Source organism: Aeromonas sp. NJAU223, from assembly GCF_051125555.1.
GTDB lineage: Bacteria > Pseudomonadota > Gammaproteobacteria > Enterobacterales > Aeromonadaceae > Aeromonas > Aeromonas veronii_G.
Window position 1 is genome coordinate 3,729,069 of record NZ_CP144204.1, and the last position, 25,883, is coordinate 3,754,951.

Sequence of the window (25,883 nt, forward strand, 5' to 3'; positions counted from 1 at the left end):
TACTGAGGTGAGTGGCTCTATTAAGTAAAGCGAATAATTGATTTAAATGAGCCCCCTCCCCATAATGGCCCCATCAAGCCAGTGCCCGACCGCGCCGCTCCCCGCCACTGACGAGGACCCTTCATGAACGCCAGCACCGACAAGATCCTCTACCTGCTCAAAAGCCAGGGCCCCCAGAGTGCCGCCGCCCTCGGCGAGCAGTTGCAGATGACCTCCATGGGGGCCCGCCAGCATCTGCTCTCCCTGGAGGCCGAGGGACTGGTGGACTTTCGCGACGAGGCCCGTGGCCGGGGTCGGCCGGTGCGGCTGTGGCAGCTGACCGATCAGGCCTGGCAGCGCTTCCCCGATACCCACAGCGAGCTGACCCTGCAGCTCATCGACGACGTGCGGCAGCTCTTTGGTGAGGAAGGGATGGATCAACTCATCGTCCGGCGGGAGCAGCAGATGATGGGTCGCTATCAGGCGGCGCTGACCCAGCCCGCGCTGGCGGACAAGCTGGCGAGCCTCAAGACCCTGCGCAGCCGGGAAGGTTACATGGCGGACATGCGCCAGGAGGAGGATGGCAGCTGGTTGTGGTGGGAGAATCACTGCCCCATCTGCGCCGCGGCGCGGGCCTGCCGGGGATTTTGCCGAAGCGAACTGGCGATGTTTCGCCAGTTGCTGGCCCCGGCCGAGGTGGAGCGGGAGCAATACCTGCTGGAGGGGGATGCGCGCTGCCTCTATCGCATCCGGCCCTGAGGCCGACGCCCAAAAACAACAAAGCAGGCGCCGGGATGCCTGCTTTGTTGCCTTCGGGGAGGGGATGCTCTCGGTCCAGCCCGCCTGTTCCCGATAAGGTTGGACGGCTGATGGGGTTGATGACCCGGTAAGGTCCTTCACCACAGAGACCTGGTCGGGTATCTGCTTTGCCACCGGAAGATGGAATTATCATATCCCCGCTGTTGCGGTGAGTGGTTGTGAAGTAGCAGGCTTTTTCGGTTGTTTTTGCAATAGTTCACCCTTAATCTAGGAAAAGTGAATTAGTAATTGCAACGAGGTACGGAGAATGCTGAAACTTGATCGTATAGACAGGCATATTCTGGAGTTGATGCAGGAAAATGGTCGCATCAGCAATCTGGAGCTGGCCGAACTGGTCGGCCTCTCTCCCTCCCCCTGCTCCCGCCGGGTCAAGGCGCTGGAGGATGCCGGTCTCATCGATACCCATGTCACCCTGCTCAACGCCCGCCAGCTGGGGCTGACCCTCACCGCCTACATCCACATCTCCATGGACAGGCACACGCCGGAGCGGTTCGAGAGCTTCGACAAGGCCATTCAGGATCTGCCCGAGGTGCTGGAGTGTGACCTCATCACCGGCAATGATGCCGACTATCAGCTCAAGGTCGTGGTGCGGGACATGGAACACTACCAGCACTTCCTGCTGGACAAGCTGACCCATATCCCCGGCGTGACCGGGGTGCGATCCAGCTTCGTGCTGCGCCGGATCAAGCACAAGACGGCGCTGCCCCTCAATCACCTGGGGTGAACGTCTCTGCGGGGAGAAAAACAAGAGAGGAGGCCAAGGCCTCCTCTTCGTCATTCAAGGTGTCATTGACGGACTGGCATTCAGACGCTCACCGGGCTCACCGCCTGCACCTGCAGCAGCCAGCCGGCCTGCTCATGCTGGGGCTCGCCGCTCAGTCGCAGACGCTCCCCCTCCGGCACCCACTGCCCTTGCGGCAAGGAGACCAGCAGGCTCTCGCTGCCGTTGTCGAACAGCCAGCGATCCTCACCCAATGACTCTATCAAATACCCTTCCATCTCCACTCTGGACTCGGCCTGCCAGGACGGCGCAACGGAATCACGGCTCTCGATGAAATCCCCCTGAACCCCAAAACTGGCCAGCCCCCACAGAATGGAGAGCCCGACGATGGATGATTGCATCTCTTCTCTCCTCCTTTGGCACTGTGGAGCCAGTATGGGAAGAGAAAAATGAGTGCACCATGAACAAGATGGCAAAGTGCAGACGGGATCGCGAAAAAAACCGGCCAAGGGGCCGGTTGTGTCATTTTATGGCGTCTTGATCACACTACTTGGTGGCTTCCTCTGCCATCCGCACAGACCTTGGCTTATTCGTCCACATGGCCACGCCGCGATGGGCGTCGCAGATCTTCTCATCACTGATGGCCCGCACCCGCACCCCGTCCTTGCAGATGGCCTGCCAGGCGTCAGCATCATCGATCTGCAGCTCAGGCGCGGGGTGGGTGCCGCCGGTGCAGGCACCGAGCAGCAAGGCAAACAGGGGTAACATGGCTTTCATCGGATGGCTCCCCAACAAGGTGGTCTGACTCAGCGCCCCAGCTGGGCGGCAAGGCGATCGCAAAGCTGCTTCAACTGGGACAGCTCAGCATCGTCCAGATCCAGCTGGCTGCGCAAGTTGTCCACCAGGCAGCACTCCTTGACCCCTTGTTGCAACTGGCGCCCTGCCTCGGTGAGCCGGATGCACTTCTGCCGCTCGTCTTCGCTGGAAATGGTCCGAGTCAGCCAGCCCTTGCTCTCCAGCCGCTTGACGATGGGGGTCAGGGTGCCGGCATCCAGTCCGGTCTCCTGACCTATCTCCTTGAGGCTGACCTCGTCCCGCGCCCAGAGCGACAGCATCACCAGATATTGGGTGTAGGTGAGATCCAGCTTGTCCAGCAGTGGTCGATAGGCGCGCATCACCGCATTGGAGGCGCTGTAGAGGGCGAAACAGACCTGTTTTTTCAGTTCACTCATGGGACACCTCGCAGACATTGGGGGCCAGTATACCCCAGGAAGAGGGAGGGCTGAATAATTTGCACGCAAAGCAGTTGCCAGGCCGTCTAATCAGGTTTAGGCTGTTTTTAACTTGCACGCAAGATAAATCACCCCGGGCCCACTCAATGACTGGACGCCAGGTCCGGGCAGGCGCAGGCTAAACGAGCCATGCCACCCCCAACCCTTTGGAGAGACACCATGAATCAGCTCAGCCACCAGATCCAGCTGCTGCGCCGCCCAAGCGGCCTGCCGACCCAGGATGACTTCAGCCTGCAGGCCGTTCCTCTGCCCCCCTTGCAGGAGGGAGAGGTGCTGGTCGCCAACCAGTGGCTGTCGGTGGATCCCTACATGCGCGGCCGCATGAGCGAGGTCAAGAGCTATGTGCCCCCCTTCGCCCTCAACGCCCCCTTGGAGGGCGGTGCCATCGGCACGGTGCAGGCCTCCCGTCACCCGGACTTCGCGGTGGGGGACAGGGTCAGCAGCATGCAAGGCTGGCGCGATACCTTCATCGCCAAACCGGCGCAGCTGACCCGGCTGCCCGCCACCGACCTGCCCCCCCAGCGCTTCCTCGGCGCCCTCGGCATGCCGGGCATGACCGCCTGGGCGGGGCTGCACAAGGTCGCCCAGTTGCAGGCGGGTGAGACTGTGCTGGTCTCGGCCGCCTCCGGCGCGGTCGGCACCATGGTGGTCCAGCTCGCCAAGCGGGCCGGGGCCCGGGTCATCGGCTCCACCGGTTCCGCCGACAAGGTGGCCTATCTCAAGACCCTGGGGGCCGATGCGGTGATCAACTACAAGGAGACGCCGGATCTCGATGCCGAGCTGGCCCGCCTCGCCCCGGACGGCATTCAGGTCTACTTCGAGAATGTCGGCGGCGCCCTGCTGGAAGCGGCCCTCAACCACATGGCGCTGCACGGACGTATCGTATTGTGCGGCCTCATCGAGCAGTACAACAGCCAGGGGGGCGCCAGCGGCCCGCGCAACCTCTCTCAAATCATCCGCAAACGCATCCTGCTGCAGGGGCTGCTGGTGTCCGATCACTGGCAGCACTACGGCGACTTCCTGGCCGAGGCCATTCCCGCCTTCGAAGCCGGAGCCCTACAGAGCGAGGAGACCGTCTATGAGGGGCTGGCCAGCATGCCGCAAGCCTTCATCGGATTGTTCGAGGGCCGCAACACCGGCAAGATGCTGGTCAAGCTGGGCTGATGATCGGTGCTGGCCGCTGAGCCGGGAAGCACCGGGATCGGCGCCAGGTGGCGGACAGCGGGCGCAGCCCATTACCAGATCGGGCCAAACCGGGATGATGACTATCGCTTAAACAGATGCATTGCATCCAGACCCATCCAATTTTGAGATAGAAGCGTCGGCACTGCCGTCCTGGGTGCTTGCGAAACGGGCCCATCCGTCCTAAGGTGGGCCCGTTTTTTTATGCTGTCCGCCCAGCGGGTGAAGTGTCGTCTCTCCCCGCACACCGACGGATGGGCAGCGTGCCCGAAGTCTCAATCCCTGCAAGGAGCACCCATGTCCACTCCCTATCCCCGCGTCGGTGTCGGCGTCATCCTGACCAATGCGGCAGGCCAGGTACTGCTTGGCAAACGCAAGGGCAGTCACGCCCCCTACTGGTCCATCGCCGGCGGTCATCTGGAGCTGGGGGAGAGTTTCGAATCCGCCGCCATCCGCGAGGTGGCCGAGGAGACGGGCTTCGTCATCACGACTCCCCGCGTCATCGCCGTCACCAACAATCTGGAGACCTGGCGCGAGAGCGGGCTGCACTATGTCTCCGTCACTCTGCAGGCAGAGGTGGAAGGGGAGCCCCAACTGCTGGAGCCCGAAAAATGCGAAGGCTGGGTCTGGTGCGATCCCCGCGCCCTGCCCGAGCCCCACTTCGATGCCAGCCGTCAGTCCATCGCCTGCTGGCTGGCAGGTCGTTGCTATCTGCCTCAGGCCGACCAGCCAACCTGATCACGCGATAGCGCGATAACTCTGTGATCATGCTTTGCCCGCTGGCCGGAGATGACGGTTTTTCCCGCTCAGGCCAGCCAATCCAGGCCCGCGTCGCCGGGGCTGGCCCTCCGTCATCAAATCATCACAAAACTGTCATATGCTCCTGTGGCGAATTCGGAGTGTGAGGTGAGGGTGACGAGGGTAACGGCGGTTTTCCTGCAATTTCTGTGGCTGGGGTGCATCAGTTTTGGTGGCCCGGCCGCCCATATCGGCTATTTCCAGCGCACCTTCGTCCAGCGCCTGGGGTGGCTCAACCAGGCCGAATTTGCCCGCCAGCTGGCCCTGTGCCAGTTGCTGCCGGGGCCGGCCTCCAGCCAGCTCGGTTTCGCCATCGGGCGCCAGCATGCGGGGCTCTATGGCGCCCTGGCCGCCTTCATTGGCTTCACCCTTCCCTCCTTCCTGCTGCTGTTTGCCGCCGCCATCGGGCTCGCGCAACTGGGGGAAAACCTCTGGCTGGATGCCGTCCTGCACGGCCTCAAGCTGCTGGCGCTCATCGTGGTGGCCGATGCGGTGTTTACCATGAGCCGCCAGTTCTGCCAGAGCCGGTTGCACCAGGGGATCATGGTGGTGAGCGCCGCCGCCCTCTGGTGGCAACCCGGACTCCTGACCCAGCTTCTGTTGCTGGGCGGGGCCGCCCTGCTCTGTGCCCGCCTTGGCCGGGGTGACGACACGGAACCGCCCGCCTCTCTCGCTCCGGACATCCGGGCTCGCCAGCCTCACTGGCCGACCCTGCTGCTGTTCGTCCTCTTGCTGATCGGCCTGCCCCTGCTGGCCCAGGGGCCCGCCAGCCAGCTGTTTGCCGACTTCTATCGGGCGGGCAGCCTGGTGTTTGGCGGCGGTCACGTGGTGCTGCCTCTGTTGAGCGAGGGGCTGGGGCAGACCCTGAGCCAACCGCAGCTCATGACCGGTTATGGCCTGGCCCAACTGGTGCCCGGCCCCCTGTTCACCCTGGCGAGTTATCTCGGCGCCCTGCTGCTGCCGGCCGCCCCCCTGGCAGGAGCCCTGCTGGCAACGCTCGCGCTATTTTTGCCGGGCTTTCTGCTGCTGTGGGCCGTCGGCCCCTGCTGGCAGCGCTGGCTCGCCCACCCCGCCCTTGCAGGCGCCGTGGGGGGCATCAACGCCGCCGTGGTCGGGTTGCTGCTGGCGGCCCTCTATCAGCCGGTGTGGCAGAGCGCCGTGCAGGCCCCCACCGATCTGGCGCTGGCAGCTCTGGGCTCCTATCTGCTGCGAGTCCTGACGCTGCCCATCCTGCCTCTGGCCGCCCTGCTGGTGACGGCCAGCCTGCTGCTGCACTGACGCCCACGGCCTGACGCCCATAAAAAACGGCGCCCCTGTTAAGGGACGCCGCTTGTCATCTCGTTGCACGCAAGGCTTCACGCGTCGGGATCGAAATCCAGACTCAGGCTGTTGACGCAGTAACGCTGGCCGGTCTCGGTCGGCCCGTCCGGGAAGACGTGCCCCAGGTGGGAGCCGCACTGGCTGCAGGTGATCTCCACCCGGGTCATGCCGTGACTGCGGTCTTCCGTGTAGTTCACCCGTCCCTCGATGGCCCGATCGAACGAGGGCCAGCCGCAGCCCGAGTCAAACTTGGCATCTGAGTGAAACAGCACGCTCTTGCAGCAGACACACTGGTAGTCCCCACTCTTGCGATTGTGGAGCAGGGCGCCACTGTAGGGGCGCTCTGTGCCCTTCTCCCAGCAGACGTGGAACTGCTCAGGGCTCAACCTGGTGCGCCATTGCTCGGGATTGTTGCCGCTCATACTGACTCCTTGCCTCTCAAACCGATGCCCAGCATACCCACTCGGGGGCCCTGACTCTAGCCCGCCAGCGGGAACTGTGATCCCGTTGGCAACACGGCGGCAACATCCGCCGTCGTCGTGACCCCGTCCGCCGCCAGCGCCACCGCCGACAGAGCGACCCGCTCCAGCAACTTGAGGGAGCGGGCATGACCCACCGCCACCTGGCGCTTGACGTCATCGGGCAGGAAGGGCATGCCATCGTTGGTGGCGGTATCGATGAGCTGGACCCACTCCATCCCCTCTCCCGCCGTCGGCAGGTGGAACTGGATGTCGTAGTCGCTGGCGTTGAACAACACGTACCAGCGCTCCCCACCGCAGTCGAGCATGCCGATGTCCATGGCAAATGCCTGTCCCATGGGCGCATGCCACTCCTGCTCGGTCAGCTGGTGGCCGTCTGGATGATACCAGTTGACCCTGTGGCAGCTGGTCGCCTTGCCATTCCAGCTGTCATCGACCAGTTGCAGGTTGGAGAAGACGTTGGATTCGGCGCGCAGGGCCATCATCTGGCGGGTGAAGGCGAGCAGCCGCTCATCCTCCGGCCGCCACTGCCAGTTGACCCAGCTGATCCTGTTGTCCTGACAGTAGGCGTTGTTGTTGCCAAGCTGGCTGCGGCCCATCTCGTCCCCGGCCAGGAAGTGCGGAGTCCCCTGGGAGAGCAGCAGGGTCGCTATCAGGTTGCGCTTCTGCTGCTGGCGCAGGTTGTTGACCCGCGGATCCAGCGTCGGCCCCTCCACCCCGTGGTTGTAGGAGAGGTTGTTGCCATGACCATCCCGGTTGTCTTCACCATTGGCCTGGTTGTGACGCTGGTTGTAGGAGACCAGATCCTCCAGGGTGAAGCCGTCGTGGTAGCAGAGGTAGTTGACGCTGGAGTGGGGGGCGCGCCAGTTCTTGGGGAAGAGATCCCGCGATCCCACCAGCCGGGTGGCCAGATCCCCCATCTTGCCCCCATCCCCGCGCCAGAAGGCGCGCACGGTATCGCGATAGCGGTCGTTGACCTCCAGCCACCGGCTCGGGAACTGACCGAGACGATAGCCGAAGGGACCGATGTCCCAGGGCTCGGCGATGAGCCTGACCCGCGCCAGCACGGGATCCGCCATCATGGCCTTGAAGAAGGCGCTCATGGGGTCGAACTCCCCCGCTTCCCGGGCCAGGGTCACGGCCAGATCGAAGCGGAAACCATCAACCTGCATCTCGGTTACCCAGTAGCGCAGGGCATCCAGCACCAGCCGCAGGCTGTTGGGGTGATCCAGATTGACGCTGTTGCCACAGCCGGTGACATTGGCGTGACGGCTGTAGTCCGGGCCATGGGCCCCGCTCTCGAAGGCATAGTAGCCCGCGTTGTCGAACCCCTTCAGCGACAGCATGGGGCCGTCAAAGCCCGACTCGGCGGTGTGGTTGTAGACCACATCCAGGATCACCTCGATCCCGGCCCGGTGCAGCTCGCGCACCATGGTCTTGAACTCGGTCACCGCCTCTCCCGAGCCGTAGCGCGGTTCGGGGGCGAAGAAGGCGATGGGGTTGTAGCCCCAGTAGTTGGTGAGCCCGATCTGGGCAAGTCTCGGCTCGGACATGTAGGCCGCCACCGGCATCAACTGCACCGCCGTGATGCCGAGCGACTGCATGTGTTCGATCATCAGCGGATGGCTGACCCCGAGGTAGGTGCCGCGCAGCCCTTCCGGGATGCCCGGATGCTGGCGGGTGAGCCCCTTGACGTGCGTCTCGTAGAGCACGACCCGCTCCGGCGGCAAGGCCGGCTTGCCGACCCCCTGCCAGTCGAAAGCGTCATCCACCACCACCGACTTGGCCACCATGGCCGCGCTGTCTCCCTCGTAGAGGCCATCGTCCCAGTGGGTCGATCGACTGAGGGCCCGGGCATAGGGGTCGATCAGGAGCTTGTCCGGATCGAACAGCATGCCCTCGTCCGGGGCGCCATGGACCCGATAGCCGTAGCGCTGGCCGGCTTTCACTCCGCGCACATGGCCGAAGCGATACTGGCCGCGCTGGCCGGGCAGGGTCAGCCGGACCAGCTCCTGCTCCTGCTCGTCGAACAGACAGAGTTCCACCCTGTCCGACTGAGGCGCCCAGACACAGAAGTGGCAACCCGTCTCGTCCAGACGGGCGCCCAGCGGGTAATCCACCCCGGTTTCCATTACAAACATCAAGACTCCTGTTTGATGAACAAGGTCGCGAGCGGCGGCAGGTCCAGCACTATGCTGTGCGTCATCCCCTGCCAGGGGGTCGGCTCGGCGACAAAGGCCAGGCCCACATCATAGTTGCTGCCCCAGTAATGCTCGCTGTCGGTGTTGAGCACCACCCGATAGCCGCCGGCCGCCGGTACCCCTAGCCGGTAGCCGATACGCGGCACGGGGGTGAAGTTGCTGGCCACCATGACGGGATTTTCACCCTGCTTGTCCGCCCTCAACCAGGCGAAGATGCTGTTGTCCGCGTCCTGATGATCCAGCCAGCGGAAGCCGCTGCGCTCATAATCCGCCTCGAACAGGGCGGCATCATGACGATAGAGCTGGTTGAGGTCGCGGATCAAGCGCTGCTGGCCACCGTGCTTGGGGTATTGCAGCAGGTGCCAGGGCAGCTGGGCGTCGTGATTCCACTCGTTGCTCTGGGCGATCTCGGTGCCCATGAAGTTGAGCTTCTTGCCGGGATGGCCGTACATGAAGCCCATGTAGGCCCGCAGGTTGGCGGCCTGTTGCCACTCGTCCCCCGGCATCTTGTAGAGCAGGGAGTGCTTGCCGTGCACCACTTCGTCGTGGGACAGGGCCAGGATGAAGTTCTCGTCATAGTGATACACCATGGAGAAGGTCATCTCGTTGTGGTGGTAGCGGCGGTGGATGGGCTCCTTCTGCATGTAGCTCAGGGTGTCGTGCATCCAGCCCATATTCCACTTGAAGCCAAAGCCCAGGCCCCCCAGGAAGGTGGGTCTGGAGACCCCGGCGAAGGCGGTGGACTCCTCGGCGATGGTCATGGCGTGGGGGTACTTGCCGTACACCTCCTCGTTGGTCCACTTCAAGAGGCTGATGGCCTCGTAGTTGTGGTTGCCCCCGTCGACGTTTGGCACCCACTCGCCGGCGTTGCGGGAATAGTCCAGATAGAGCATGGAGGCGACCGCATCCACCCGCAGCCCGTCCACATGGAACTTGTCCAGCCAGAACAGGGCGCTCGCCACCAGGAACTGGCGCACGTTGTTGCGACCGAAGTCATAGATGTAGGAGTTCCAGTCCGGGTGCCAGCCCCGGCGCGGATCCTCGTACTCATAGAGCGGGGTACCGTCGAAACGGGCCAGGCCGTGGGCATCGGACGGGAAGTGGGCGGGCACCCAGTCCAGGATGACCCCTATCCCCGCCTGGTGGCAGCAGTCCACGAAGTACTTGAAGTCGTCGACGCCACCGAAGCGGCTGGTGGGGGAGAACATGCCCACCGGCTGGTAGCCCCAGGATCCGCTGAAGGGGTGCTCGGAGACCGGCATCAGCTCGATGTGGGTGTAGGCCATCTCCTTGACGTAATCGACCAGATCCACCGCCAGCTCGCGCCAGCTCAGGCTGTCACCGTTCGGGTGACGCTTCCAGGAGCCCGCGTGCAGCTCGTAGATGGAGATGGGCTGCTCCCGCTTGTCATTGCGCTGGCTCTCGCGCCAGGCGGCATCCTGCCACTGATACTGGTCATGGTCATGGATGACGGAGGCGAACGACGGGTACTGCTCGCAGTAGAAGCCCACCGGGTCGCTCTTGTGGGGCAGACGGTTGCCAGCCGGATCCTTCAGCTCGAACTTGTAGCGCTCTCCGGCCTTGAGACCGGGCATGAACAGCACCCAGTGACCGCACTGGCTGCGCTGCATGGGGTGGCGGCGGCCATCCCAGAAGTTGAAGTCACCGATGAGGCTCACCGCGCTGGCGCTCGGGGCATAGACGGCGAAGCGCACCCCCTCCACCCGCTGGCCGAGGTGTTCGACGGTGCGCAGTTGAGCACCGAGGGTGTGGTAGAGGTTTTCCGGCTGAAACGTCAGCTCCGCCAGTCCTTCCCAGGCGGCGGCCTGGAACTGATAGGGATCGATGAATTCGGTACTGGCATCGGGGTAGCTGGCTGTCAGCTGATAGGGGAAGGGATTCTTGCGGCGAGTGAAAACAGTTTCAAAAAGGCCCGATTCATCGGTGGGGGTCAGGGTGGCAACGATTTTGCCTGACTTGAGATCCCTGACGCGGACCTCCAGGGCATCGGGTAGCCAGGCTGTCAGCTTGAGGCCTGGCCCACCCGGATTGGCCAGCAGGCCTAGGGACGAGAAGGGATCGGCACAGCGGGCGGCAACCAAACGTTCAACGGGCATCGGCATTTCCTTTCATGGCTGAACATCCGCGCCGGCCGAAGCCGGAGCGGATAAATATGAGTCAGTTGGCGACGGTGGCTCAACGACCGGCCTCATGACGAGCCAGGCTCATCCTGCTTGCCAGTGCCTTGAGCGCCTCGTCGGCAAAGATATCTTCCAGATCCCGGGAGAGCTTGCGACGCCAGTTGGGGTACTCATAGCTGGTACCCGGCACGTTCACCGGCTTGTCCATCTCCAGCCAGTCCTCCAGCTGGGTGCTGAACAGGGCACAACTGCCGCGGGACATGTGCAACTGCAGGCCGTGGTTGAGTTCGGTGTTCATGCCGACCCAGTTCACGTCGTGACTGATGTTGCCCGAGATGACCCCGTGGGCGTGCAGGCTGTCGAGGATCCGCTGCTTGGCCTGGTGGCGATCAGCATACAGGGTCTTGAGTACCGCTTCATCCGGGTACAGACCCAGCTCGCGACCCAGCGCCAGATCGTCGCAGTGCCAGAAGCCCTTGAGGGTCGGCATGTCGTGGGTGGTCAGGGCCGACATCGCCTGCTCGGTGTAGTGAGCCGGGGAGATGAAGCCGCCGTCCGCCTTGGAGCGCTCGAAGAAGAACACCTTGTAGGAGTGAACGCCGTTCTCCTTGAGGGTCACATCGATGCCTTCCGGCACGGTGCCGAGATCCTCGCCGATCAGCAGGCACTGATTGCGGTGGGATTCGAGCGCCAGGATCCCCAGCAGGTCGTTGACCGGGTAATAGATGTAGGCTCCCTTGGCGGCGGATTCTCCGGGCGGCACCCACCACAGGCGCAGCAAGGCCATCACGTGGTCGATGCGCAGCGCGCCGCAGGAGCGCATGTTGGCACGGAACAGATCCACCATGGGCTGATAGGCCGCCTCGAACAGCTGGTTCGGGTTCATGGGGGGCAGGCCCCAGTTCTGACCGAGCGGGCCCAGGATGTCGGGCGGCGCACCGACCGAGGCTTTCGGGCAGTAGAGATCCCGGTTCGCCCAGATCTCGGTGGAGCCTTCGGAGACACCCACTGCCAGATCCCGGTAGATCCCCATCACCATGCCGGCCGCCTTGGCGCGGGCGTCTGCTTGCGCAAGCTGTTCGTCGGCCAGGAATTGCAGATAGAGGTAGAAGCTGACATCGGCCTGATGCTCGGCGGTCCAGTTCGCCACCTCGGGATTGTGATAGTCGCGGAAGGCATCCGGCCAGACCGGCCAGCCCCAGGCATTGTCACCCTGGTCGTAGAAGTGGGCCTGCAGGGCATCGAACACCGCCTGCTGTTGCAGGCTGTCACCACCGGCCGCCACGAAGGCATCGAAGCTGGCCTGGCGCTCGGCGGTCAGTTTCCCCTGATCGAACACCTGGCGCAGCATGCCGATCTTGGTCTGGATGACACCGGTATAATCGACGTTCTCCTTGGCCCGCAGGGAGGCCAGCAACTGCTGGAATGCAGGAGAGGCAACCTCGGCCTTGAGCCGCTCGTTGGCCAGAAACTCCGGCACCGCCTCCACGTTGATGTAGGCCACGTTGAGCCAGCGACGGGAGGAGGGGCTGTAAGGACTGGCGCTCTCCGGGTTGGCCGGGTAGAGGGCGTGAATGGGGTTCAGACCGACAAAGTGGGCGCCCCAGGCGGCGGCTTTCTCGACCAGCTGGCCGAGATCGCTGAAATCGCCAATGCCCCAGTTGTGGCGGCTGCGCAGGCAATAGAGCTGCACGCTCGGCCCCCACACCTTCTGGCCATTGGCGATGGGCGCCTGCTTGTAGCAGGACTTGGGGGCGACGATGAGGCGCATGGTGGCGAGCGGCTCGTCGTTGCCCTCCTCCAGCAGCACCAGCTGGTGATAGCCGAGCTCGGGTTGCGCAGCCAGTGCCACGCGATAGGCCTGGCACTCCATCTCCTCGAATTCGGCGACCCCGACCAGCTCCCCGTCGATGGGGGTGATCTGGCCGGACAAAATGGCGCCATGCTCCTGCACCAGTTGCCAGCTGAGGGCATCGTTCACGAACTCCAGGGGCAGGCGCACTTCCAGGCTGATGGGTTCGCCGCTGCGCACCACCATCACGGGATCCAGAGCCCGCAGCCAGTGCTGGCGATGCTCCTCTTCCAGCTGCTCGGTCAGGGCATCCTCGTCATCGACGCGGTAACCCATGGCGCCCAGCATGGCGGCCTTGCTCTCTTCCGATACCTGGGCCGGATTGCCCCAGGCATCAACATACTCACTGGCAATACCTTTGGCGGCAGCCAGCTGTTCAATCAGGGTGGTCATAGTTTGAGAATTCCCGCTGTGGATTCTATCTATATGATTAATTTTTATGGGTGGTACTTGAACAGTGGCTCTATGGGCCATGCTAAACCGCGCACATTTTTACATATCTCCCCGGCTGGATGTGTGACCGGACAGGCACTATTGTTGATCGCTGTGGCGGCAATCGGCTGATGACGGATTCAACAAAAGTTGGTAGCCAGTTACATAAACCGAAAATAAATTTCACAGTTTTTCATGATATAGCGCAATTTCGCGCAGATTGTTGGTTGACTCACGGGGGAGTTCTAGTAAATTTACAAACGGAATTTTCTTTGACTACTGAACAGTTAGGTAACCAATTATGACTATCAAAGTAGGTATTAACGGTTTTGGCCGCATCGGCCGTTTCGTATTCCGTCTGGCCGCTGAGCGCAACGACATCGAAGTTGTTGGTATCAACGACCTGATCGACGTTGACTACATGGCTTACATGCTGAAGTACGACTCCACTCACGGTCGTTTCAATGGCACCGTTGAAGTCAAAGACGGCAACCTGGTTGTCAACGGCAAAACCGTACGTGTTACCGCTGAACGTGACCCGGCAAACCTGAAATGGGGCGACATCGGTGTTGATGTTGTTGCCGAAGCTACCGGTCTGTTCCTGACCGACGAGACCGCTCGCAAGCACATCGCTGCCGGCGCCAAGAAAGTCGTACTGACCGGTCCGTCCAAAGACGCGACCCCGATGTTCGTCATGGGCGTTAACGACGCCACCTACGCTGGCCAGGACATCGTTTCCAACGCTTCCTGCACCACCAACTGCCTGGCCCCCATCGCCAAGGTTCTGAACGATACCTTCGGTATCGAATCCGGCCTGATGACCACCGTTCACGCTACCACTGCTACCCAGAAGACCGTAGATGGTCCGTCTGCCAAAGACTGGCGCGGTGGCCGCGGTGCGGCTCAGAACATCATCCCGTCCTCTACCGGTGCTGCCAAGGCCGTTGGCGTGGTTATCCCCGAGCTGAAGGGTCTGCTGACCGGCATGGCCTTCCGCGTTCCGACTCCGGACGTGTCTGTTGTTGACCTGACCGTCAACCTGAAGAAAGCCGCTACCTACGCTGAAATCTGTGAAGCCATGAAGGCTGCCTCCCAAGGCGCCATGAAGGGTGTTCTGGGTTACACCGAAGACGAAGTGGTTTCCACCGACTTCCTGGGTGAGCGTCAGACTTCCGTATTCGACGCCAAGGCTGGTATCCAGCTGAACGACAAGTTCGTTAAAGTTGTATCCTGGTACGACAACGAAATGGGCTACTCCAGCAAGGTTCTGGACCTGATCGCTCACATCTCCAAGTAATTTGGGATGCGCAATCAAGTAGCATGAAAAAGGCGGCCATTGGCCGCCTTTTTGTTGTTTTCAGTTTTCATCATGGCAGGAGCCCACATGCAATCCATTCGTCCCCTGACAGCCCACTGCAAGCTCGCCAACAACGCCACGGGTCTGCCCGTGCTCACCATCAACAATGACAGCGCCCAGGCCGAGATCAGCCTGTTTGGTGCCCATGTGCTGAGTTACCAGCGCCATGGCGAGCCCGCTTCCCTCTGGCTGAGCGACAAGGCCGTGCTCGATGGCAGCAAACCCATTCGTGGCGGCATCCCCCTGTGCTGGCCCTGGTTTGGCCCCTCCCCCGCCCGGGTGGGTCAGGGCAAGCCAGCCCACGGCTTCGCCCGCACCACCCTGTGGACCCTGGATGGCGTCTCCGATCACGAGGATGGCACGCTCGTCCATCTCTCGTTGCGTGACAACGAGGCGACGCGCTCCCTCTGGCCCCACGCCTTCGAACTGGAGCTGGACGTGCTGGTGGGCAAGGAGCTCTCCCTGGTGCTGACCACCCGCAACACGGGCAGCAGTCCCATCGTCTACAACGCGGCCCTGCACACCTATCTGCAGATAAGCGCGCCAGAGGCCGTCAGCGTCAGCGGGCTGGGTGAGCCCTACCTCGACAAGCTGAGCGGCCAGGATGAGCGGCAACAAGGTATTCTGACCCTCTCAGGGGCCATGGATCGCATCTACCGCCAGCCCGAGCCCGTGGTGCGGCTCAAGGATGGTGCACGCACGACCCAGGTGATCAGTGGCAATCACGACAGCGTCGTGGTCTGGACCCCCTGGCTGGAAGGCGCCAGCGCCATGGCAGACATGAGCGATGATGGCTATCGCACCATGCTCTGCATTGAGGCAGCCATCACCGCCGATGCAGGTGTGACCATAGCGCCGGACGAAGAACACAGCGTCTCTACCGTGATCCTCTGATCCACGACTGGTCTCATGCAGAAGGGGCACCCACTGGGTGCCCCTTTTTTGTATTTCCAGCGACGGATCAGGCGTTGCCTTGCGTCTTCAACTTGAGTTCGGCGGCAAAGTTCAACATGCGATCCAGCGGGATCAACGCCTTCACCCGCAACGCCTCATCCACCAGGATCTCGTGGCGCTCGGCGCCGTCGGTCAGCGCCTCCTTGATCGCCACCAGGCCGTTCATCGCCATCCAGGGGCAATGGGCACAGCTGCGGCAGGTAGCCCCATCCCCACCCGTGGGCGCCTCGACCATCTCCTTGTCCGGGCAGGCCTGCTGCATCTTGTAGAAGATGCCGCGATCGGTCGCCACGATGAGTTTGCGCTGTGGCAACTCTTTGGCCGCCTTGATGAGCTGGCTGGTGGAACCCACTGCATCGGCCAGCTCGATGACGGAGGCGGGGGACTCCGGGTGGACCAGCACGGCGGCATCCGGGTTCTGAGCCTTCAGATCCCGCAGGGCCCGCGCCTTGAACTCGTCGTGGACGATGCAGTGACCCTGCCAGCGCAGCATCTCGGCGCCGGTCTTCTTCTCGATGTAGGCGCCGAGGTGGCGATCCGGGCCCCAGATGATCTTGTGACCCTGACTGTCCAGGTGCTCCACGATCTCCAGCGCGATGCTGGAGGTCACCACCCAGTCGGCACGGGCCTTCACCGCCGCCGAGGTATTGGCGTAGACCACCACGATATGGTCTGGGTGAGCATCGCAGAAGGCGGAGAACTGCTCGATGGGGCAACCCAGATCGAGGGAGCACTCGGCCTCCAGAGTCGGCATCAGCACCCGCTTGTGGGGACTCAGGATCTTGGAGGTTTCCCCCATGAATCGCACCCCTGCCACGATCAGGGTCTGGGCGGCGTGATCCCGGCCGAAGCGGGCCATCTCCAGGGAGTCACCGACGAAGCCGCCGGTGGCTTCCGCCAGCGCCTGGATCTCGGGATCCGTGTAGTAGTGGGCGACCAGCACCGCCTGACGCGTCTCGAGCAGCGCCTTGATCTCGGTGATCAGGGCCGCCTTCTGTTCGGCAGTCAGGGGAGCCGGCTTGACCGGGAAGGGGTAGTCCATCTCGACGGCAGGAGGGACACTGCTCAGTGCATTGCTCATTGCGACTGTTCCATCAACGCTTGGAAAGGCGAAAATTATACCCAGAAGCCGGCCACAAACCCATCAGCAAATCCGGGGCTCGGGCTAAGTCTGCTTCGCCACTGGAAATTATGCTCCCTGCCTGCCCGCCGGAGCCCAGAAACGAAAAAGCCCGCTATGCAGCGGGCTTCTGGCTTTCTTTGACAAGAAAGTGGTGGTCGTTACTGGGCTCGAACCAGTGACCCCCTCCTTGTAAGGGAGGTGCTCTCCCAGCTGAGCTAAACGACCTGGGAATTCAGTGAAATGATGGTGGGTCGTGCTGGATTCGAACCAGCGACCAATTGATTAAAAGTCAACTGCTCTACCGACTGAGCTAACGACCCATCGAAATCATTTTTAAAGCATGGTGGTCGTTACTGGGCTCGAACCAGTGACCCCCTCCTTGTAAGGGAGGTGCTCTCCCAGCTGAGCTAAACGACCTGGGAAACAGTGAAATGATGGTGGGTCGTGCTGGATTCGAACCAGCGACCAATTGATTAAAAGTCAACTGCTCTACCGACTGAGCTAACGACCCATCGAAATCATTTTTAAAGCATGGTGGTCGTTACTGGGCTCGAACCAGTGACCCCCTCCTTGTAAGGGAGGTGCTCTCCCAGCTGAGCTAAACGACCTGGGAAACAGTGAAATGATGGTGGGTCGTGCTGGATTCGAACCAGCGACCAATTGATTAAAAGTCAACTGCTCTACCGACTGAGCTAACGACCCATCGTAATCATTTTTAAAGCATGGTGGTCGTTACTGGGCTCGAACCAGTGACCCCCTCCTTGTAAGGGAGGTGCTCTCCCAGCTGAGCTAAACGACCTGGGAACTCGGTGGTCAAGATGGTGGGTCGTGTAGGGATCGAACCTACGACCAATTGATTAAGAGTCAACTGCTCTACCGACTGAGCTAACGACCCATCTTGAACCTGTCACCAACCGCATGTGGCGGGCAGTGTAAACATGGTGGTCGTTACTGGGCTCGAACCAGTGACCCCCTCCTTGTAAGGGAGGTGCTCTCCCAGCTGAGCTAAACGACCTGGGAATTCAGTGAAATGATGGTGGGTCGTGCTGGATTCGAACCAGCGACCAATTGATTAAAAGTCAACTGCTCTACCGACTGAGCTAACGACCCATCGAAATCATTTTTAAAGCATGGTGGTCGTTACTGGGCTCGAACCAGTGACCCCCTCCTTGTAAGGGAGGTGCTCTCCCAGCTGAGCTAAACGACCTGGGAACTCGGTGGTCAAGATGGTGGGTCGTGTAGGGATCGAACCTACGACCAATTGATTAAGAGTCAACTGCTCTACCGACTGAGCTAACGACCCATCTTGAACCTGTCACCAACCGCATGTGGCGGGCAGTGTAAAACATGGTGGTCGTTACTGGGCTCGAACCAGTGACCCCCTCCTTGTAAGGGAGGTGCTCTCCCAGCTGAGCTAAACGACCTGGGAATACGGTCTTCACCTTGAAGTGAAGAAATGGTGGGTCGTGCTGGATTCGAACCAGCGACCAATTGATTAAAAGTCAACTGCTCTACCGACTGAGCTAACGACCCTCACCACGACCAGATTCGAGTGCACTGCTGCACCGACTCTGACGGCGGCCTATATTACGGATTTATCATCCTTGCGCAATAGAAAATTCTCAAATTAAATCTGTTTGCTCACTGTGCATACAAAGCCGGGCACTGTTTACAAGAGTGTTACGAAAACAGTGACCTACGGCAATGTTACAGCTTGCTCAGACTCTGCTTGGCAAGCTGGGCCGGCGAGGTGTTCGGATACCCCTTGATCACCTGCTCATAGAAGTTTTTGGCTTCCGCCTTCTTGCCATCGAGCTGCGCCAGCATGCCTAGCTTGAGCAAGGCATCGGCCCGCTTGGGTGACTTGCTGTACTTGGTCGCGACCGTGGTGAACTGGGCGGCGGCGCCGGTTCTGTCCCCTTTGTTGAACATCAGCTGGCCAAGCCAGTAATGGGCATTGGGCACATAGCTGGAGTTCGGGAACTGCTTGATGAAGCCCTCGAAGGCGGGAATGGCCTTGTCGTAGTTCTTCTCCTTGAGCACCATGTTCACCGCGGCGTCATAGGCCTGGTTCTCGCTCTGATTGGTCGAGTAGTTGGCCGCAGCGGCGGGTGTGGCAGCAGCTGCCGGTGTCGCTGGTGTGGCGGCTGGCTGGCTGTTTGCTACCTTGTCGAGCTCCTGATAGAGCTGACGCTGGCGCTCCTGGGACTGCTCCATCTGGTAGGTTTGCTGTTCCAGCTGACCACGCAGCTCGGAGACCTCCCCTTGCAGGGAATCCACCTGTTGCTGCAGATCGGCCTGCAGACGCAGACGGGCGTTGAGGGTTCGCTCCAGCAAGGCAACCCTGTCTTCCAGACTGCCTGTTGGCACGATGGCACCATTGTTGCCGCTGAGCGCGACACTGCTGCCACTGTCACCGCTGAGATCGCTCACCGGCGCGGCCGCCTGGGCGTTCAATGCGACCAGCATGGTCAGCACGATCGGCGTTAGCTTGTACACAGATTTCATTCGGATCAAACCTTAGCGTTGGGTGCAAGCAGAGCGGCCATCACGGCAGTCGCTTGCTGATACATAAATTTCATTCGGATCAAATCGGCACATTCGATGTAAATAAAACGGCCATCAAGATGGCCGTTAGCTTATACACGAATTTTGTTCACTTCAAACCTTAGTAAACCAGGACCGCGCGGCGGTTTTTGGCAAAGGCTTCTTCGGTGTGGGACAGATCCAGCGGCTTCTCTTCGCCATAGCTGACGATGGAGAGCTGCTCGGCCTGAACACCCAGGGTTTGCATGTACTTGGCAACAGCCTTGGCACGACGCTCGCCCAGGGCGATGTTGTATTCCGGTGTACCGCGCTCATCGGCGTGGCCTTCGATCAGAACCTTGACGCTCGGACGCTCACGCAGGTAGCTGGCGTGGGCATCCAGCAGGTCGGCGTACTGACCCTGAATGTCGTAACCGTCATACGGGAAGTAGATCACGTTGTCGCGCTGCAGCGCTTCGAACTTTTGACGCATCTGTTCTTCCGGGGACAACATGCCGTTGGCGCCACCGGTTTGTACACCGCCCATGCCGTCGGTCATGCCAGACTCGGCACCAGCGGCGTCGGAGTCAGAGGAAGAACTACAGGCAGCCAGGGTGAACAGTGGCAGTGCGATGGCCAGACCCTTGAGCAGTTTATTGAGTTGCATGCTATTTCCTTAAACCTTTATAACAAAACAAAAAACAATCGATTTTTTTATCAATTCAAGAAGGGCGACCAAGCTGGTGCACGAATTTCACCGCTATTGGTCGGAAGCACTGCCTTGAAGCGACCGTCGGTCGACACCAAAGCCAGACTCTTGCGACCTTGATAGATGGTGGCATAAATGATCATGCTGCCATTGGGAGCCACACTTGGCGACTCATCCAGAGCACTCTGGGTCAAGACCAACATGGCTCCATTTTCCATATCCTGGCGAGCGATGCGATATTGTCCCTGAACCCGGGTCACCATCACCATGGACTTGCCGTCCGGGGTGATGGATGCACCTTGGTTGGAATCTCCTTCCCAGGTCATCCGGCGAGTGACACCAGTCGCCAAATTTACGCTATAAATCTGGGGTTTGCCACCACGTTCAGAGGTGAACAGCAAAGTTTGACCATCCGGCATCCAGGAGGGTTCGGTGTCGATGGTACGGTTATTTGTGACTCGAGTGAGTTGCTTGCTAGCAACATCAACAACATAGATATCCGGCTGACCATCTTTGGACAAAACAATAGCCAATCGACGACCATCCGGTGACCACTCAGGAGCCCCGTTGATGCCGCGGAAACTGGTGATCAGGCTGCGCTGCTGGCTGTAGATATCCTGCACATAGATCTCGGACTTCTGGTTCTCGAAGCTGACATAGGCCAGCTTGCTGCCATCCGGTGACCAGGCCGGGGACATCAGCGGCTCGCGGGAGCGCAGCAGGGTCTTCTCGTTGTAGCCATCGTAATCGGAGATCCGCAGCTGGTACGGGAACTGGGTGCCCTGCTCCACCGACACATAGGCCAGACGGGTCAGGAAGGCGCCACGTTCGCCGGTCAGACGCTCATAGACGATGTCGGAGATGCGGTGGGCGAATTGACGCATCTGGGCACCCGGGATGGTCGCCATGCGGCTATCCAGGATATAGCCGTTGGCCTCCCCACCCTGGGTCTTGGCCAGCTGGCCCTTCAGCACGTCGACCAGCTCGAAGTTGATCTTGTAGGAGCCATCCCCTACCGCAGAGACGGTACCCACCACCACGGCTTCCACTCCTTGGGAGGCCCAGGGTGCGAAGTTGATCTCGCCACTGGTGCTCGGGGTCTGCGGCATCTGGCCACGGGCCAGGGGCTTGAACTTGCCGCTGCGCATCAGGTCGTTGGACACCACCTCGGCGATGTCCTGAGGCAGTTGACCATTACCTTCCCACTTGAAGGGAGCTATGGCGATGGGACGTGCGCTGTCGATACCGCCGGTGATGACGATGTCCAGGGCCGCCTGAGCGCTCTGGCCCAGCAGAAGGCAGCCAACCAAAGCAAAAAACACTTTTCTTATCATGGCTTAAATACTCTGTTCCAAAAAAATGAGAGGTGAAAATCCTTTATCAGCAGAAGCTGCCAATCACAATCTGTTACTCAGTTGTATCACGCTTAGATGCTTGGTTCTAACTTGAGGTTAAACTCCTTCAACATCTCGAACGCCGCAGGATCCTTCGGCACTGGCAGTTGATTCGCCTTCAGCACCGCCGCCTTGCCGGAGCGGCAGACAGCCGGGTCACCCTGACCATTGTCCACCGAGATGACGAAACCGGTACTGGCCAATTTGACACCGATAGTACAGGTTTTGCCCCGCATGGTGGGATCCAGGATCATGTAGCGCTCCACCGTGGCCTTGATGAGCGCGGCGTACTTGTCCACTTCCCCCTTGGCGGCAGCAGATGCAGCCTGACTGCGTGCATTGGCCTCAGCGGCCAGTTGCTGCTCCATCATGGCTTCCATCTCTTTTTGCAACTTGGCTTCTTCCGCCGCCTTGCGCTTGCGCTCAGCCTCTATCTTGGCCTTCTTGTCGGCCTCCGCCTTCGCCTTCTTCTCTGCGTCAGCTTTTGCCTTCTTGGCAGCTTCATCTGCGGCTTTCTTGTCGGCCTCCGCCTTGGCTTTCTTCTCGGCTTCTGCCTTGGCCTTCTTGTCGGCCTCCGCCTTCTTGGCCGCGTCCGCCTTGGCTTTCTCGTCGGCCTGCTTCTTCTCCAGTTCTTCTTTCTTTTTCTTCAACGCCAGCGCCTTGGCCAGCTCTTCTTCCTGACGCTTGGCTTCCGCCTTGGCCTTGTCGGCTGCCTGCTTGCGGGCTTCCTCGGCCTTTTGAGCCTTCTCTTCCGCCTGCTTCTGCTCGGCAACCTTCTTCTGCTTCTCGGTCTCGGCCTTGCGGGTCGCCTCTTCGGCTTCCTTGCGCTTGGTCTCGGCGATGCGCAGACGCTCTTGCTCCTGCGCCAACTCGCGTTTGGCCTGATCGGCGTCTTCCTTGTCCTTTTCCTTCTGCTGCTGGACCGCTTTGGGCTGTGCCTGCTTCTGCTGCTGGATCTGCTGTGCCTGTTGTTCCAGGAAGTCGCTGTCCAGCATCACCGCGTTGACGATCTGTCCCTTTGACTCGGGGCGCTTTGGCTTGCTGAAGTCGATACCGACCAGCAGTATGATGCCGATGATCAGATGCAGCAGCAGCGACGCGACGAGATAACCGGAAATACCACGCTTCACATCCATCTCCGTCAGTTCACCGGATCCGTCATCAGGCCAACCTGAGGCACACCGGCTTTCTTGAGGGCGACCATCAACAGGATCACCTCTTCGTAGCGTACGGACTTGTCACCGGCCACCACCACGGGGGCGTTCTGGTTGATGGCGAGATACCCCATGGCCTTCTCGGTGATGTATTGCTGCATCGCCTCGGGCGTGCCGCTCGGCACCGGCTCGTCGTCCGCTTCACCCGCCTTGATGACGTACTCCCCTTCGGTATTCACGCTGACGATGAAGGGGGGCTTGGCATCCTCGGGCAACTGCTCGGATTCCGCCTGGGGCAAGTCGACCTTGACCCCCTGGGTGATCACCGGCGTCACCGCCATGAAGATGATGAGCAACACCAGCATGACGTCGATGTAGGGCACCACGTTGATCTCGGCGACCTTCTTGCGTCGGATCCGCTGATAGGTTTGCATTTACTTCTCACCCTGCTGTGCAATTTGGCGGTTCAGGATAGTCGTGAACTCGTCCATGAAGTTGGCGTAGGCGTTTTCCAGTCGTTCCACCTTGTTGGTGAAGCGGTTGTAGAAGATGACCGCCGGGATGGCCGCAAACAGACCCATGGCGGTGGCGATCAATGCCTCCGCGATGCCCGGTGCAACCATCTGCAGGGTGGCCTGCTGAACCTGACCCAGGGCGATAAAGGCGTTCATGATCCCCCAGACGGTACCGAACAGACCGATATAGGGGCTGATGGAGCCGATGGTCGCCAGTACCGGCAGGTTGGACTCCAGATCGTCCACCGCGCGGGACAAAGAGACGCGCATGGCACGATAGGTACCGTCCATCACCGCATCCTGGCCACGGGCACCGGCCTTGAGCAGGCGGGCATACTCCTTGAAGCCGGAGTAGAAGATGTCTTCCATGCCTTCGATGTCATCGCGGCGGGAGGAGGACTCCTGATAGAGACGGTTGAGATCGACCCCGGACCAGAATCTGTCCTCAAACTGCTCGGAGGCCTGATTGGCCGCCTTGATGGCCTTGGAACGCTGGATGATCAGCGCCCAGGAGACGACCGACATGCCCATCAGGGTCATCATGACCAGTTTGACCAACAGACTGGCTTGCCAGAACAGGCCAATAAACGAAATTTCAGCGTGCACTTAACAGCACTCCCTTGATATTTTCAGGTATTGCGACAGGTTTCATTTGCGGATGACTGACACAGGCTATCTGTACCATGGCCTGGGTGATCAGTCGTCCATCAGCCGCCAGGATCCGTTGTGAAAAACGCATGGATGCACGTTTCACTTCAGTCACTTGCGTCAATACGGTCAGTAGTTCATTGAAGCGGGCTGCGGCGCGAAAATCGATCTCGGTCCGACTCACCACGAAGGCAAGCCCGGCCTGCAGCAGGACGTCCTGCTCGATGCCGTCGGCACGCAGGAATTCGGTACGGGCCCGCTCCATGAACTTGAGATAATTGGCGTTGTAGACGATGCCTCCAGCGTCCGTGTCCTCGTAGTAGACACGCACCGGAAACTCAGAGACTTCCCCCATAAAAATCTGTGATCCATTCGACAGTCAGATGGGGGGCTATCATAGCGCAGGGCTGAATAGGAAAGAAGCAGGGGGAGACAGGGAAATCCCATCCTCCACTATTTTTTATGGCAGGAAATATTTCAGACTAGATCCATGCCAAGAGAAGTCACTGGCATTGGAAAACACAACGGAATGAAGTCGCCTTCGAATACGAGATAACCAGTTTGAAGCGCCAGGGAAGGTCTGCTTGTCTCGCCAACGACCAAGGGATGGTCGTGCCCAGATGAGCCGAAAGGTGACGTGAGGCTACAGGGCGTCGTCGACAGGGGTGATAAAAGCAGGAGGGAGGCAGATGAATATCTGCCTCCCTCCTTTATCAGGACAGGAAATAGCTTTGGGTCAACCAGAGCCCATACAACAGAGTGGGCAGTGCGAGCCAGGGGCAGAACAGTACCCGGCCGACGAGGCTGCGGGGATGGAACCCCAGGCCATGCATCACGCCACAACTAACCGCCCACATCAGCCAAGGGGCGAGCAAGAGCCCGTGCTCGCTGGTGTTGGACGCAATCAGGTTGGGAGCCTGCAAGATGGCGACGGCGAGCAGGGTCGCCGCCACCAACATCACCCCTTGCCAGGGTTGGCGCTCCAGGGGAGCCGCCAACCGGGCGAGGCGATCACTTGTTTTCATCGATCTTGCGATCCATGTTCTCGGTGTGCTCCAGCCAGAGCGCGTTGATGACGCCAAAGGCACAGGCCAGCAACAGACCCAGGATCCAGGTGAAATACCACATATCAGGGCACCTTCTTAGTAGAGCGATTGTTGGTTGTCTTCGATGTGCTTGTTGCTCACCCGGCCAAACATCTTGATGTAGGTCCAGAGGGTATACGCCAGCACAGTCGGGACGAAGATGACTGCCACGACCGTCATCACCTTGAGGGTGTTGAAGGAAGCGGTGGCATCCCACATGGTCAGACTCTGGGAAGGCTCAAGGCTGGACGGCATCAGGAACGGGAACATGGAGAAGCCCGCCGTCAGAATGATGCCTGCGATAGCCAGGGAAGAGCACAGGAACGCCAGCCAACCTTTACCCAGCTTGGCCGCACCCGCGGTCAGCAGGCTCATCGCCAGACCCAGCACGGGCGCCGCGATCATCCAGGGATAGAGGTTGTAGTTGTTCATCCAGGCACCGGCCTGCACCACCACTTCCTTGTGAAGCGGGTTGGTGACGGCATCGGTCGCCATGGTGCCAACGACCACATAACCGTCCATCCCGCTCACCCAGACACCGGCCAGCGCGAACAGCACCAGGGTCAGCAGGGAGAAGATCATGGCGGCGGTACTGGAACGGGCCAGCACTTCCCCTTCGGTCTTCATCATCAGCCAGGTGGCACCCTGAGTGATGATCATGCACAGGCTCACCAGACCGGCCAGCAGGCCGAACGGGTTGAGCAGGCCGAAGAAGTTGCCGTGATAGGTCAACATCAGGAACTGGTTGAAACTGAACGGTACACCCTGCAGCAGGTTGCCGAAGGCGACCCCGAAGATGACGGGCGGTACGGCGCTACCGACGAACAGCCCCCAGTCCCAGTTGTTGCGCCACTTGGCATCTTCCCGCAGGGAGCGGTACTTGAAGCCGACCGGGCGCAGGAAGAGGGCCATCAGGGTCAGGATCATGGCAATGTAGAAGCCGGAGAAGGCTGCCGCATAGACCATGGGCCAGGCCGCAAACAGGGCACCACCGGCGGTCACCAGCCATACCTGGTTGCCTTCCCAGTGCGGGCCCATGGTGTTGAGCATCACCCGACGCTCAACATCCTTCTTGCCAACGAAGGGCAGCAGGGCACCGACCCCCATATCGAAACCGTCGGTGATGGCGAAGCCAATCAGCAGCACGCCGACCAGAACCCACCAGACCAGACGCAATACTTCGTAATCAAACATGGGATCCT

At 60.6% G+C, this 25,883-nt stretch carries 25 protein-coding genes and 14 tRNA genes; 7 read left to right on the forward strand and 32 right to left on the reverse strand.

Going from position 1 to position 25,883, the window contains the following annotated elements; genetic code table 11:
- Positions 1-123: 123 nt before the first annotated feature.
- Positions 124-738 (forward strand): helix-turn-helix transcriptional regulator, encoded by a 615-nt coding sequence (locus VZC39_RS16985; protein WP_349919502.1) that lies wholly within the window; start codon positions 124-126, stop codon positions 736-738.
- A gap of 307 nt (positions 739-1,045) precedes the next feature.
- Entirely contained in the window at positions 1,046-1,522 is a 477-nt protein-coding gene (locus VZC39_RS16990; RefSeq protein ID WP_349919504.1) for an Lrp/AsnC family transcriptional regulator, read from the forward strand.
- 80 nt (positions 1,523-1,602) lie between these two features.
- On the opposite strand, the gene VZC39_RS16995 is transcribed toward VZC39_RS16990, so the two are convergent.
- The 3 genes from VZC39_RS16995 to VZC39_RS17005 all read right to left on the reverse strand — a co-directional run bounded on the left by VZC39_RS16995 (position 1,603) and on the right by VZC39_RS17005 (position 2,751).
- Positions 1,603-1,920 carry a hypothetical protein gene (locus VZC39_RS16995; RefSeq protein WP_349919506.1) on the reverse strand — a complete coding sequence of 106 codons (318 nt, stop codon included), beginning with the start codon at positions 1,918-1,920 and terminating at the stop codon, positions 1,603-1,605.
- A gap of 145 nt (positions 1,921-2,065) precedes the next feature.
- Complete coding sequence (locus tag VZC39_RS17000) at positions 2,066-2,296, reverse strand: hypothetical protein (protein WP_434664062.1); 231 nt, start codon at positions 2,294-2,296, stop codon at positions 2,066-2,068.
- A 29-nt stretch (positions 2,297-2,325) separates the two neighbouring features.
- A complete protein-coding gene (locus VZC39_RS17005) occupies positions 2,326-2,751 on the reverse strand; it encodes a MarR family winged helix-turn-helix transcriptional regulator (RefSeq protein WP_349919509.1) in 426 nt (141 codons plus the stop codon).
- A gap of 219 nt (positions 2,752-2,970) precedes the next feature.
- Between VZC39_RS17005 and VZC39_RS17010 the strand changes: the two genes are divergently transcribed.
- From VZC39_RS17010 to chrA, 3 genes are all read left to right on the forward strand, one after another.
- Positions 2,971-3,975 (forward strand): NADP-dependent oxidoreductase, encoded by a 1,005-nt coding sequence (locus tag VZC39_RS17010; protein WP_434664063.1) that lies wholly within the window; start codon positions 2,971-2,973, stop codon positions 3,973-3,975.
- A gap of 315 nt (positions 3,976-4,290) precedes the next feature.
- Positions 4,291-4,731, forward strand: coding sequence for a nucleotide triphosphate diphosphatase NUDT15 (locus VZC39_RS17015; RefSeq protein WP_434664065.1), 441 nt, complete (start codon positions 4,291-4,293; stop codon positions 4,729-4,731).
- A 174-nt stretch (positions 4,732-4,905) separates the two neighbouring features.
- Positions 4,906-6,069, forward strand: coding sequence for a chromate efflux transporter (gene chrA, locus VZC39_RS17020; protein ID WP_434664067.1), 1,164 nt, complete (start codon positions 4,906-4,908; stop codon positions 6,067-6,069).
- Positions 6,070-6,146: 77 nt separating this feature from the next.
- On the opposite strand, the gene msrB is transcribed toward chrA, so the two are convergent.
- From msrB to malQ, 4 genes are all read right to left on the reverse strand, one after another.
- Positions 6,147-6,533 (reverse strand): peptide-methionine (R)-S-oxide reductase MsrB, encoded by a 387-nt coding sequence (gene msrB / locus VZC39_RS17025; protein ID WP_349919514.1) that lies wholly within the window; start codon positions 6,531-6,533, stop codon positions 6,147-6,149.
- Between the two features lie 56 nt (positions 6,534-6,589).
- Positions 6,590-8,731, reverse strand: a complete 2,142-nt coding sequence (gene glgX / locus VZC39_RS17030; protein ID WP_434664069.1) for a glycogen debranching protein GlgX — start codon at positions 8,729-8,731, stop codon at positions 6,590-6,592.
- Positions 8,731-10,908 carry a 1,4-alpha-glucan branching protein GlgB gene (glgB, locus tag VZC39_RS17035; RefSeq protein WP_434664071.1) on the reverse strand — a complete coding sequence of 726 codons (2,178 nt, stop codon included), beginning with the start codon at positions 10,906-10,908 and terminating at the stop codon, positions 8,731-8,733. The genes glgX and glgB overlap by 1 nt, the downstream gene beginning before the upstream one ends.
- 79 nt (positions 10,909-10,987) lie before the next feature.
- Entirely contained in the window at positions 10,988-13,177 is a 2,190-nt protein-coding gene (malQ, locus tag VZC39_RS17040; RefSeq protein WP_434664073.1) for a 4-alpha-glucanotransferase, read from the reverse strand.
- A gap of 340 nt (positions 13,178-13,517) precedes the next feature.
- Between malQ and gap the strand changes: the two genes are divergently transcribed.
- Both gap and VZC39_RS17050 read left to right on the forward strand, forming a co-directional pair.
- Complete coding sequence (gene gap / locus VZC39_RS17045) at positions 13,518-14,513, forward strand: type I glyceraldehyde-3-phosphate dehydrogenase (RefSeq protein WP_100859352.1); 996 nt, start codon at positions 13,518-13,520, stop codon at positions 14,511-14,513.
- A gap of 87 nt (positions 14,514-14,600) precedes the next feature.
- Positions 14,601-15,467 carry a D-hexose-6-phosphate mutarotase gene (locus VZC39_RS17050; protein WP_434664076.1) on the forward strand — a complete coding sequence of 289 codons (867 nt, stop codon included), beginning with the start codon at positions 14,601-14,603 and terminating at the stop codon, positions 15,465-15,467.
- 67 nt (positions 15,468-15,534) lie between these two features.
- On the opposite strand, the gene nadA is transcribed toward VZC39_RS17050, so the two are convergent.
- From nadA to cydB, 25 genes are all read right to left on the reverse strand, one after another.
- Positions 15,535-16,608: a quinolinate synthase NadA gene (gene nadA / locus VZC39_RS17055; protein ID WP_349919524.1), complete on the reverse strand. Its 1,074-nt coding sequence runs from the start codon at positions 16,606-16,608 to the stop codon at positions 15,535-15,537.
- Between the two features lie 191 nt (positions 16,609-16,799).
- A tRNA-Val gene (locus VZC39_RS17060) sits at positions 16,800-16,875 on the reverse strand.
- 19 nt (positions 16,876-16,894) lie between these two features.
- Positions 16,895-16,970: transfer RNA gene (locus tag VZC39_RS17065), tRNA-Lys, on the reverse strand.
- Positions 16,971-16,991: 21 nt separating this feature from the next.
- A tRNA-Val gene (locus tag VZC39_RS17070) sits at positions 16,992-17,067 on the reverse strand.
- 18 nt (positions 17,068-17,085) lie between these two features.
- Positions 17,086-17,161 (reverse strand) — tRNA-Lys (locus VZC39_RS17075).
- A 21-nt stretch (positions 17,162-17,182) separates the two neighbouring features.
- Positions 17,183-17,258: transfer RNA gene (locus tag VZC39_RS17080), tRNA-Val, on the reverse strand.
- A gap of 18 nt (positions 17,259-17,276) precedes the next feature.
- Positions 17,277-17,352: transfer RNA gene (locus tag VZC39_RS17085), tRNA-Lys, on the reverse strand.
- A gap of 21 nt (positions 17,353-17,373) precedes the next feature.
- Positions 17,374-17,449, reverse strand: a tRNA-Val gene (locus VZC39_RS17090).
- A gap of 20 nt (positions 17,450-17,469) precedes the next feature.
- A tRNA-Lys gene (locus VZC39_RS17095) sits at positions 17,470-17,545 on the reverse strand.
- A 44-nt stretch (positions 17,546-17,589) separates the two neighbouring features.
- Positions 17,590-17,665: transfer RNA gene (locus VZC39_RS17100), tRNA-Val, on the reverse strand.
- A gap of 19 nt (positions 17,666-17,684) precedes the next feature.
- A tRNA-Lys gene (locus VZC39_RS17105) sits at positions 17,685-17,760 on the reverse strand.
- A gap of 21 nt (positions 17,761-17,781) precedes the next feature.
- A tRNA-Val gene (locus VZC39_RS17110) sits at positions 17,782-17,857 on the reverse strand.
- A 20-nt stretch (positions 17,858-17,877) separates the two neighbouring features.
- Positions 17,878-17,953 (reverse strand) — tRNA-Lys (locus VZC39_RS17115).
- Positions 17,954-17,998: 45 nt separating this feature from the next.
- Positions 17,999-18,074: transfer RNA gene (locus VZC39_RS17120), tRNA-Val, on the reverse strand.
- Between the two features lie 33 nt (positions 18,075-18,107).
- A tRNA-Lys gene (locus VZC39_RS17125) sits at positions 18,108-18,183 on the reverse strand.
- 174 nt (positions 18,184-18,357) lie between these two features.
- Positions 18,358-19,158, reverse strand: a complete 801-nt coding sequence (gene ybgF / locus VZC39_RS17130) for a tol-pal system protein YbgF (protein ID WP_349919525.1) — start codon at positions 19,156-19,158, stop codon at positions 18,358-18,360.
- Positions 19,159-19,318: 160 nt separating this feature from the next.
- Positions 19,319-19,843, reverse strand: a complete 525-nt coding sequence (pal, locus tag VZC39_RS17135; protein WP_100859355.1) for a peptidoglycan-associated lipoprotein Pal — start codon at positions 19,841-19,843, stop codon at positions 19,319-19,321.
- 50 nt (positions 19,844-19,893) lie between these two features.
- Positions 19,894-21,219: a Tol-Pal system beta propeller repeat protein TolB gene (gene tolB / locus VZC39_RS17140; RefSeq protein WP_349919526.1), complete on the reverse strand. Its 1,326-nt coding sequence runs from the start codon at positions 21,217-21,219 to the stop codon at positions 19,894-19,896.
- A gap of 92 nt (positions 21,220-21,311) precedes the next feature.
- Complete coding sequence (gene tolA / locus VZC39_RS17145) at positions 21,312-22,415, reverse strand: cell envelope integrity protein TolA (RefSeq protein ID WP_434664079.1); 1,104 nt, start codon at positions 22,413-22,415, stop codon at positions 21,312-21,314.
- A gap of 5 nt (positions 22,416-22,420) precedes the next feature.
- Complete coding sequence (gene tolR / locus VZC39_RS17150) at positions 22,421-22,867, reverse strand: protein TolR (protein WP_005331545.1); 447 nt, start codon at positions 22,865-22,867, stop codon at positions 22,421-22,423.
- Positions 22,868-23,554 (reverse strand): protein TolQ, encoded by a 687-nt coding sequence (gene tolQ, locus VZC39_RS17155; RefSeq protein WP_349919529.1) that lies wholly within the window; start codon positions 23,552-23,554, stop codon positions 22,868-22,870.
- On the reverse strand, positions 23,544-23,951 hold the full coding sequence (ybgC, locus tag VZC39_RS17160) for a tol-pal system-associated acyl-CoA thioesterase (RefSeq protein WP_434664082.1): 408 nt from the start codon (positions 23,949-23,951) through the stop codon (positions 23,544-23,546). The genes tolQ and ybgC overlap by 11 nt, the downstream gene beginning before the upstream one ends.
- Positions 23,952-24,309: 358 nt before the next feature.
- Positions 24,310-24,621: a cyd operon YbgE family protein gene (locus VZC39_RS17165; RefSeq protein WP_434664084.1), complete on the reverse strand. Its 312-nt coding sequence runs from the start codon at positions 24,619-24,621 to the stop codon at positions 24,310-24,312.
- The gene (gene cydX, locus VZC39_RS17170; RefSeq protein WP_100859361.1) at positions 24,608-24,724 is read right to left on the reverse strand and encodes a cytochrome bd-I oxidase subunit CydX; all 117 of its coding nucleotides are present in this window, start codon (positions 24,722-24,724) and stop codon (positions 24,608-24,610) included. The genes VZC39_RS17165 and cydX overlap by 14 nt, the downstream gene beginning before the upstream one ends.
- Positions 24,725-24,738: 14 nt before the next feature.
- On the reverse strand, positions 24,739-25,875 hold the full coding sequence (gene cydB / locus VZC39_RS17175; protein WP_434664087.1) for a cytochrome d ubiquinol oxidase subunit II: 1,137 nt from the start codon (positions 25,873-25,875) through the stop codon (positions 24,739-24,741).
- Between the last annotated feature and the right edge of the window lie 8 nt (positions 25,876-25,883).